9 protein-coding genes are annotated in these 8,907 nt (G+C 66.0%); 3 read left to right on the forward strand and 6 right to left on the reverse strand.

The features are described 5' to 3' along the window. Positions 1-70: 70 nt before the first annotated feature. The 6 genes from rplS to B1C78_RS15365 all read right to left on the reverse strand — a co-directional run bounded on the left by rplS (position 71) and on the right by B1C78_RS15365 (position 4,362). Positions 71-424: a 50S ribosomal protein L19 gene (gene rplS, locus B1C78_RS15340; RefSeq protein WP_077280045.1), complete on the reverse strand. Its 354-nt coding sequence runs from the start codon at positions 422-424 to the stop codon at positions 71-73. A gap of 17 nt (positions 425-441) precedes the next feature. Further along, positions 442-1,203, reverse strand: coding sequence for a tRNA (guanosine(37)-N1)-methyltransferase TrmD (gene trmD, locus B1C78_RS15345; RefSeq protein WP_077280046.1), 762 nt, complete (start codon positions 1,201-1,203; stop codon positions 442-444). Positions 1,204-1,224: 21 nt separating this feature from the next. Then, positions 1,225-1,728, reverse strand: a complete 504-nt coding sequence (rimM, locus tag B1C78_RS15350) for a ribosome maturation factor RimM (RefSeq protein ID WP_077280047.1) — start codon at positions 1,726-1,728, stop codon at positions 1,225-1,227. A gap of 23 nt (positions 1,729-1,751) precedes the next feature. Beyond that, positions 1,752-2,006 (reverse strand): 30S ribosomal protein S16, encoded by a 255-nt coding sequence (gene rpsP / locus B1C78_RS15355; protein WP_077280048.1) that lies wholly within the window; start codon positions 2,004-2,006, stop codon positions 1,752-1,754. Positions 2,007-2,182: 176 nt separating this feature from the next. Then, positions 2,183-3,544 (reverse strand): signal recognition particle protein, encoded by a 1,362-nt coding sequence (ffh, locus tag B1C78_RS15360; protein ID WP_077280049.1) that lies wholly within the window; start codon positions 3,542-3,544, stop codon positions 2,183-2,185. Between the two features lie 50 nt (positions 3,545-3,594). Beyond that, entirely contained in the window at positions 3,595-4,362 is a 768-nt protein-coding gene (locus tag B1C78_RS15365; RefSeq protein WP_077280050.1) for an MBL fold metallo-hydrolase, read from the reverse strand. A 326-nt stretch (positions 4,363-4,688) separates the two neighbouring features. Here B1C78_RS15365 and B1C78_RS15370 point away from each other — a divergent pair, with 326 nt between their 5' ends. From B1C78_RS15370 to radA, 3 genes are all read left to right on the forward strand, one after another. After that, positions 4,689-5,501, forward strand: a complete 813-nt coding sequence (locus tag B1C78_RS15370) for a cytochrome C assembly family protein (protein ID WP_077280051.1) — start codon at positions 4,689-4,691, stop codon at positions 5,499-5,501. A gap of 150 nt (positions 5,502-5,651) precedes the next feature. Then, positions 5,652-6,944: an HlyC/CorC family transporter gene (locus B1C78_RS15375; RefSeq protein ID WP_077280052.1), complete on the forward strand. Its 1,293-nt coding sequence runs from the start codon at positions 5,652-5,654 to the stop codon at positions 6,942-6,944. Positions 6,945-7,206: 262 nt separating this feature from the next. After that, a complete protein-coding gene (gene radA / locus B1C78_RS15380) occupies positions 7,207-8,580 on the forward strand; it encodes a DNA repair protein RadA (protein WP_077280053.1) in 1,374 nt (457 codons plus the stop codon). Positions 8,581-8,907 lie beyond the last annotated feature (327 nt).

Consider the following 8,907-nt stretch of genomic DNA (forward strand, 5'->3'; position numbering starts at 1 on the left):
AAGGGGTTTCAACAACGGACTACTGACAACGGACAACGGACAAAAAAAACGCCCCTTCCGGGGCGTTTTTTTAAGACTGCTTGATGTCTTCCTTGATCCGGGCCGCCTTGCCGGTGCGCCCGCGCAGGTAGTAGAGCTTGGCGCGGCGTACGGCGCCGCGGCGCTTGACCTTGATCTCGGCCACTGCGGGGCTGTAGGTCTGGAACACGCGCTCCACCCCTTCGCCGTGGGAGATCTTGCGCACGGTGAAGGCCGAGTTCAGGCCGCGGTTGCGCTTGGCGATCACCACGCCCTCGAAGGCCTGCAACCGCTCGCGGTTGCCTTCCGTCACCTTCACCTGCACCACCACGGTGTCTCCGGGGGTGAAGTCAGGCACCTCGCGGTTCATCTGCTCCGCTTCAAGCTGCTCGATGATGTTGCTCATGGTTTGACCCCTGTCAGTCACTGCTTGCTGCGATCCGCACCGGGTGCGTGCTCGCGTCGATACTCTTCCAGAAGGCGCTCGTCCGCCTCGCTCAGTTCCAGCTTCTCCAGCAGATCCGGGCGTCGTTCCCAGGTCCGGCCCAGGGCCTGCTTACGCCGCCAGCGCTCGATCTCGCCGTGGTGCCCGCCGAGCAGCACCTGCGGAACCGCCAAGCCCTCGATCACCTCGGGGCGCGTATAGTGCGGGCAGTCCAGCAACCCGTCCGTGAACGAATCCTGCTCGGCCGAATCCTCGTCACCCAGCGCGCCGGGCAACAGGCGGGCACAGGCGTCGATCACCACCATGGCAGCCAGTTCGCCGCCGGACAGGATGTAGTCGCCGATGGACCACTCCTCGTCCACCTCCAGTTCCACCAGCCGCTCGTCGATGCCCTCGTAGCGCCCGGCGATAAGGATCAGCCTGGGGCGGGAGGCCAGGTGTCGCACACCCGCCTGGTCAAGCCGGCGCCCCTGGGGGCTCAGATTCACCACGGTGGCAGGCACCTGCGCTGCGCCACGCGCGTCATGCACGGCACGCCTGAGCGGCTCCACCTTCATCACCATCCCGGGTCCGCCGCCGTAGGGCCGGTCGTCCACCGTACGATGGCGATCCTCCGTGTAATCCCGGGGATTCCAGCAGTGCAATGCCAGAAGCCCCCGCTCCACCGCCCTGCCGGTGATCCCGCAACCGGCAACGCAGTTCACCAGGTCCGGGAAGAGTGTCACCACGTCGATGCGCATCAGGTATCCCGGGCGACGGACTCAGAACTCCGGATCCCAGTCGACCCGCACGATACCGGCCTCCAGGTCCACCTCCCGGACCACGTCCCCGAGCACCCAGGGGATCAGCCGTTCCCGCTCGCCCTGCACCTGAATGACGTCGTTGGCACCGGTCTGCATGACATCCTGCACGACCCCCAGCGGCGTCCCGTCCCGGGTCAGCACCTTCAGGCCGACCAGATCGGCCCAGTAATGTTCACCCTCCGGCAGGGGGGGCAGCTGGTCACGCCATACGGCGATCTCGCTATTCATGAGGGCCGCGGCGGCGTCGCGATCATCGCAGCCCTCGATCTTCATCACCACGCCCTTGCCATGGCTGCGGCCGGCCTCGATGCGGGCCTCGCGCCATTGGCCTTCACGGCCAAGCTGGATCGGGTTGAACCGGGTGATCTGCTCGCGGGGCTCGGTGTCGGAGAACACCTTCACCCAGCCCTGCACCCCGAACACCCCGGAGATCCGGCCCAGGATGATGCGCCGCTCCTGCATGCCGGGTGCAGCCGGCCGGACCGTCAGGCCTGCTGCTGCTTCCTGAATTCGTCCAGAAGCTGCGCGGCCCGCTCGGAGGCCTTTGCCCCCTTGGACATCCAGTGCGCCACGCGCTCGGCGTCCAGGTGCAGGCGCACCTCCTGACCGCGGGCGACGGGGTTGAAATAGCCCACACGCTCGATGTAGCCGCTGTCCCGCGGACGACGGGAGTCGGTGACCACGATGTGATAGAAGGGCACCTTCTTGGCGCCGCCACGGGCGAGTCGGATCGTAACCATCGGTTCTGGCCTTGGTAAATGTCTGGATTCACGGGGCCGGAGGCCCCGGAGAAACGCGCAATTATACACGGGCAGGTACAAGGTACAAGGGTAAAGGTACAAGGGTAAAGGGGTGGGCCCGGTGTTGCCGGGTGGTCTGGGCCGGTTTCCCTTGTACCTTTGCCCTTGTACCTGCCCTAGAACGGCAACCCTCCGCCGGGGAGGCGGCCCTTCATGGCGCGCATGAACTTGCCCATGCCGCCCTTGGAGAACTGCTTCATCGCCTTGCTCATCTGCAGGTGCTGCTTGAGCAGGCGGTTGACGTCCTGCACCTGGGTGCCGGATCCCGCGGCAATGCGGCGCTTGCGCGAGCCCTTGATCAGGTCCGGGTGACGGCGCTCGGCCGGCGTCATCGAGTTGATGATGGCGATCATACGGCCCACTTCCCTGTCGTTGGCCTGGGATTTGGCGGCCTCGGGGATCTGGCCCATGCCCGGCAGCTTGTCCATGAGCGAGGCCATGCCGCCCATCTTCTGCATCTGCCCCAGCTGCTCGCGCAGATCCTCCAGATTGAAGCCCTTGCCGGTCTTGAGCTTCTTCGCGAGCTTCGCCGCCTTGTCCTGGTCCACCTGGCGGGTGGCCTCTTCCACGAGGCTGAGCACGTCGCCCATGCCGAGGATGCGCGAGGCGACGCGCTCCGGGTGAAACGGCTCCAGCGCCGCGGTCTTTTCTCCCATGCCCAGGAACTTGATGGGTTTGCCGGTGATGTGACGCACCGACAGCGCAGCGCCGCCCCGGGCATCACCGTCCGCCTTGGTAAGCACCACGCCGGTCAGCGGCAGCGCATCGTTGAAGGCCTTGGCGGTGTTGGCGGCATCCTGGCCGGTCATGCTGTCCACCACGAACAGGGTCTCCACCGGCGACACGGCCGTGTGCAGACGCTGGATCTCCGCCATCATGTCCGCATCCACGTGCAGACGCCCGGCGGTATCGACAATGAGCACGTCCAGGAACTTCCGGCGGGCGTGTTCCAGCGCGCGCCCTGCGATGGCCACGGGGTCCTCACCGGCGTTGCTCGGAACACACTCGACGCCCACCTCGCCGGCAAGCGTTTCAAGCTGCCTGATCGCCGCCGGGCGATAGACGTCGCAACTGACCACGGCGACGTTCTTCTTGTGTCGCTCCTTGAGCAGGCGCGCCAGTTTGGCCGTGGTAGTCGTCTTGCCCGAGCCCTGCAGGCCGGCCAGGAGTATCACGGCAGGGGGCTGGACGTTGAGCTGCAGGGCCTCATTGGCTTGGCCCATGACGGCGATCAGTTCATCGTTGACGATCTTGACCAGGGCCTGACCGGGCGTGAGGCTGGACAGGACCTCCTGGCCCAGGGCGCGTTCCTTTACGCGGGCGATGAACTCGCGCACCACCGGCAGGGCAACGTCCGCCTCCAGCAGCGCCATGCGCACTTCGCGCAGGGTCTCCTGGATGTTGTCCTCGGTAATGCGAGCCTGGCCGCGCAGGCGCTTGACGGTGCCTTGCAGGCGCTCGGTGAGATTGTCGAACATGGGGCGGTTCCGATACGGCCGATCGGGCGGCGATTCAGATCAGCGGCACATTATAAACGGAAAACATCGCCGCTGCTGAGGCGACGCAGCTCGCGATCCGGCATGCACCGACCCAGTTCCTGCATCACCTTCGCCTCCTCCCCCGGCTTGAGATGGGTCACGCCGATGCTTGGGCGGTGCACGAGCTTTTCAAGGTCCGCGGCCAGCAGCCCGGGACAATAGTGCCCGGAGCGCCGCGCCAAGTCCGCTTCGTCGTCGCTGAAGGCGCACTCCACCACCAGCATGTCCAGGCGGTCATGGGCGTTGAGGGCGGCCCACAGTTCGTCGTTGCTGGTGCAGTCGCCGCTGTAGGCGAACGCCGCGCCCTGATGCTCGATGCGATAACCCGCGGCGGGGACCGTATGGCGCACCGGCAGCATCTCGATACGCCGCCCGTCCAGGTCCAGGCGCATGCCGGGTTCCATGGGCTCGAAGCGCATCACCGGGCGGTCCGGATTGGGGAGCGACAGGAAGTCAGGCCAGATGCGCCAGTTGAAGATGTCGGAGCGCAGGATGTCGAGGCAGCCCGGTACGGCGTGAACGATCAGGGGATCGTCCTGCAGTCGACTGAACAGCGTATCCACCAGCAGGGGAAGGCAGGCCACGTGATCCATGTGGGGATGGCTGAGAAAGACATGACGGATGCGGGCCAGGGCCGCCTCGTCCAGATCGCCCACACCGGTGCCGCAGTCCAGCAGGATGTCATCGTCCACGCGCAGGGCGGTGGTGCGATGCACCCCCCCGATACCGCCACTGCATCCCAGAATCTCTATCTGCATCAAACGCTCCCTTCCGGTGCCCGGTACCCTGGTACCGTATCCTGTCACTTTCTGGCATTTCACCGCGACCGTGCGGGTGTGCGCCTTGCCCCGGCGCTTTTGCGGGGTTCTGAAATACCGATGGTTACGCTAACACGGACGCGGCAGCCCCGGGGTGCGAACGGACGGACAGGGGCGAACAAGTGTGAACAGTTCGACAGTTAGCCGGCCATTTCCGTCCAGCCCGCACTGAACCATCCGGGTAAACGGGGGTCGGAGGTCTGCGCGGGCTTCAACGGCGAACCTGCCTGTGCAATCATTCGCAGTTGATTCAGGACCCCGCGGCCATGCCCACGATCTTCCCCGTCATCGCCATTCTGCTCTACCTGGGTGCGAGCGCCCTGCTGGCCACACAACTCTGGCAGGGCAGTCGCGATTCGGTGGTGCCCGTCGTCGGGCGCTCCGGCCTGCTTGCGGGCTGGTCCCTGGCGGTGGTGTTTCACGGTGTCACCATCTATGGCGACGCCTTCACCGCGACCGGGATCGACATGGGCTTCTTCAATTCCCTGTCCCTGGCCGCATGGCTCATCGCACTCCTGTTGCTGGTCGCGAGCCTGCGACATCCCCTGGAGTTGCTGGGCGTGATCCTGCTGCCGTTCGCCGGGCTGGCCCTGGCCCTGGAACTGGCGTTCCCCGGCCCCGGGGCCCCCACCACCCTGCCGCCCGGCCTGCAGATCCACATCCTGCTCTCGCTGCTGGCCTATAGCCTCCTGGCCATCGCCGCCATCCAGGCCATCCTGCTGGCCGTGCAGAATCACCAGCTGCATCACCACCACCCGGGCGGGTTCATCCGGGCACTGCCGCCGCTGGCCATGATGGAGGGCATGCTGTTCCAGATCATCGGGCTGGGCTTCGTGTTCCTGAGCGCCAGTCTGCTCACCGGCTTCATCTACCTGCAGGATCTGTTCGGGCAGCACGTGGTCCACAAGACGGTGTTCTCCATCGCCGCCTGGGGCCTGTTTGCCACGCTGCTGTTCGGCCACTGGCGTTTCGGCTGGCGCGGACGTCTGGCAAGCCGCTGGACGCTGGGCGGCTTTGCGGCCCTGGTGGTCGCCTATTTCGGCAGCAAGCTGGTATTGGAACTGGTGCTGGGGAGGTAAGGGCGATTCAAGATTCAAGATTCAAGATTCAAAGGGGTGACCCTGCGATCCACGGTACATGGATCGGGCACCCGCCTTCCCCCTTGAATCTTGAATATTGAATCTTGAATCGCTCTAATGACTGCCTAGCCCACTGCTTCGCGGCCCGCCTTGGCTGACATCCCGCTTACGGCCCTGTTTGTCGTTCTGTTCGCGTTGCTGGCGTGTTCGGCGTTCTTTTCGGGCTCGGAAACGGCGCTCATGGCGCTCAACCGCTACCGGATGCGCCATCTCGCGCAGTCGGGGCATCGCGGCGCGCAACGCGCCCAGCGATTGCTGGACAAGCCGGACCGGCTGATCGGGCTCATCCTGCTGGGCAACAACTTCGTCAACATTCTCGCCACCCAGCTGGCCACCTACCTGGGGTACCGCATCTACGACGACGTGGGCATCGCCATCGCCACCGGCCTGCTCACCCTGACGCTGCTGCTGTTCGCCGAGGTCACGCCCAAGACCCTGGGCGCCCTGCACTCCGAGCGCTTCGCCTACCCGGCAGCCCGTGTCTACGCGCCGTTGCTCCAACTGCTGTATCCGCTGGTGTGGTTCATCAACCTGATCGCCAACGGCCTGCTCTACATGCTGGGTGTGCGGGTGCGCGACATCGACCAGCACGCGCTCAGTTCCGACGAGTTGCGCAGCGTGGTCAATGAGGCCGGCGGACTCATTCCCCGCAAGCACCAGAAGATGCTGGTCAACATCCTGGACCTGGAGAAGGCGACGGTGGAGGATATCATGGTGCCCCGCCACGAGATCCAGGGCATCGACCTGGAAGACGACTGGGACGATATCGAGCAACAGCTGTTCATGGGCAGCTACACGCGCATGCCGGTCTTCCAGGGCAACATCGACCAGGTGCTCGGATTCATTCACGTGCGCAACGTGCTGCCGCTCATCTTTCAGGGAGAACTCTCCCGGGAAACCCTGCGCGAGAACCTGCGCGATGCCTATTTCATCCCCGAGGGCACGCCCCTGAACCGCCAGCTGCTCAACTTTCAGCGCGAGCGCCGCCGCATCGGGCTGGTGGTGGACGAGTACGGTGATATCCAGGGGCTGGTCACCCTGGAGGACCTGCTCGAGGAGATCGTGGGCGAGTTCACCACCGACCCCGCCGCCCTGTCGCCGGAGGTGATGCCCCAGGCGGACGGCAGCTGGGTGGTGGACGGAGGCGTGCACCTCAGGGAATTGAACCGCATGATCGGCGCCCATTTTTCCCTGGACGGCCCGCGCACACTCAACGGCCTGATCATCGAACACCTGGAGACCATTCCAGAAGCCAACACCAGCGTGCTCATCGACGGCTACCCCATCGAGATCGTGCAGGTGAAGCACAACGCCGTGAAGGCCGCGCGCATCGGAGCCCGGCTGCACGGAGAGCCGCCCGCACCCGGGCCACAGGGCGGCTGATCACCCGTGGCTAGCCCGCATATCTCACCACCGTTCGTGGCGAGGGCGTCGAGGCGCCGCTGTGACGGGGCGCGCGGACCGGAGGACGGCGCAGGCGTAGCCGACACTGCGCTGCTCGGGACCGGATGTAGGAGGTCCGACCCCGGGCCGAAGGCGGAGGTCGATCGGGCCCGGGCGGTTCGCGGCGGGGTCGCCGCTCCTACGCTGTGGACGCCCCGTCACAGCGAGCGGATCGGCTGCCGCAGTAGAAGGGTGATGAGATATGCGGGCTAGAACACAATTCACCTGCAGCGCCTGCGGTGCCGTCCATCCCAAGTGGAGCGGCCAGTGCGCCGACTGCGGTGCCTGGAACACCCTGGAGGAAACCGTGGCGCAGGGCGGCACCGCCGAGGCGAGCCCGCGCTTCGCTGGCTACAGCGGCGAGGCGGCCACGGTGCGCCGCCTGGGCGACGTGGTGGTGCAGGCCGAGCCGCGCAGCAGCACTGGCCTGTCGGAGCTGGACCGTGTCCTCGGCGGCGGGCTGGTGCACGGTTCGGTGGTGCTGATCGGCGGCGATCCCGGCATCGGCAAGTCCACGCTGCTGCTGCAGTCACTGGCCGTGATGACCGCCGGCGATTCGGGCAGCGGGCCCCGAGGCCTGTACGTCACCGGTGAGGAATCCCCCCAGCAGGTCAGTCTCAGGGCACGCCGCTTGGACCTGCCCTACGAGGACCTGAGTCTGCTCACCGAAACCTGCGCGGAGCGCATCATCCGCCACGCGCAACAGGCGGAGCCGGACATCATGGTGGTGGATTCCATCCAGACCCTCTACACGGAGCAGTTGCAGTCGGCCCCGGGCTCCGTGGCCCAGGTGCGTGAATCGGCGGCACAGCTGGTGCGCTTCGCCAAGCAGACGGGCACGGCGCTGTTCATCGTCGGCCACGTGACCAAGGAAGGACAACTGGCAGGCCCCCGGGTGCTGGAGCACATGGTGGACACCGTGCTCTATTTCGAGGGTGATCCGGGCGGGCGCTACCGGGTGCTGCGCGCCGTAAAGAACCGCTTCGGGGCGGTCAACGAACTGGGTGTGTTCGCCATGCTGGATACCGGCCTCAGGCCCGTGAGCAACCCGTCGGCGATCTTTCTGTCGCGCCACGAGGAGCCGGTGGCGGGCAGCGTGGTGATGGTGACCCGCGAGGGCACACGCCCGCTGCTGGTGGAGGTCCAGGCCCTGGTGGCCGAGAGCCACGCGGCGCAGCCGCGGCGCATCACGGTGGGTCTGGAACAGAACCGGCTCACCATGCTGCTGGCCGTGCTGCACCGCCACGGCGGCATCGCGCTGTTCGACCAGGACGTGTTCATCAACGTGGTGGGGGGTGTGCGCGTCACCGAGACCGCCGCGGACCTGCCGATGCTCGCCGCGGCGCTGTCCAGTTTCCGCGACCGGCCCCTGCCGCAGGATCTGGTGGTGTTCGGTGAGGTGGGGCTCGCCGGAGAGATCCGCCCGGTCCCCAACGGCGAGGAACGCCTGCGCGAGGCGGCCAAGCACGGCTACACCCGCGCCATCGTTCCCGCGGCCAATGCGCCGCGCAAGGCGATCAAGGGCATGGAAGTGACCGCCGTCTCGCGGCTCGCGCAGGTCCTGGATGTGCTCTAGCTGTTACCCCAACAGGTTGTTCACAGGAGAAGCGTATGAGCCTCTCGCGAAGGAGCGAAGCATGTCCTGCGATGCTCGTTGTAGGAGCCCAGCCCTCTGCGCGAACCGGCGTTGTGCCAGTGTTGCGTTCGCCCAGAGGGCTGGGCTCCTACAACCGGCCCTGCCTGCCAGCAGCTCACCCCGGATGAACAACGTATTGAGAGATCACATCTAGTGTCCTGAGTCAGAGATTCGTTGCATTTCAGAGCCCCGCACAAGACCCAAGGCAAGGCGCGGGCCGCAGGCAATGGCAAGCCCTTGGCAAGGACCGCAACGCCGCATTGGGTC

Origin of the sequence: Thioalkalivibrio denitrificans, assembly GCF_002000365.1 — a bacterium.
GTDB lineage: Bacteria > Pseudomonadota > Gammaproteobacteria > Ectothiorhodospirales > Ectothiorhodospiraceae > Thioalkalivibrio_A > Thioalkalivibrio_A denitrificans.

Bases quoted from the DNA above. Each gene is read 5' to 3' on its own strand.
- B1C78_RS15370 (WP_077280051.1), top strand. From the start codon at position 4,689: ATGCCCACGATCTTCCCCGTCATCGCCATTCTGCTCTACCTGGGTGCG.
- ffh (WP_077280049.1), bottom strand. From the start codon at position 3,544: ATGTTCGACAATCTCACCGAGCGCCTGCAAGGCACCGTCAAGCGCCTG.
- rplS (WP_077280045.1), bottom strand. From the start codon at position 424: ATGAGCAACATCATCGAGCAGCTTGAAGCGGAGCAGATGAACCGCGAG.
- trmD (WP_077280046.1), bottom strand. From the start codon at position 1,203: ATGCGCATCGACGTGGTGACACTCTTCCCGGACCTGGTGAACTGCGTT.
- rimM (WP_077280047.1), bottom strand. From the start codon at position 1,728: ATGCAGGAGCGGCGCATCATCCTGGGCCGGATCTCCGGGGTGTTCGGG.
- radA (WP_077280053.1), top strand. From the start codon at position 7,207: ATGCGGGCTAGAACACAATTCACCTGCAGCGCCTGCGGTGCCGTCCAT.
- B1C78_RS15365 (WP_077280050.1), bottom strand. From the start codon at position 4,362: ATGCAGATAGAGATTCTGGGATGCAGTGGCGGTATCGGGGGGGTGCAT.
- rpsP (WP_077280048.1), bottom strand. From the start codon at position 2,006: ATGGTTACGATCCGACTCGCCCGTGGCGGCGCCAAGAAGGTGCCCTTC.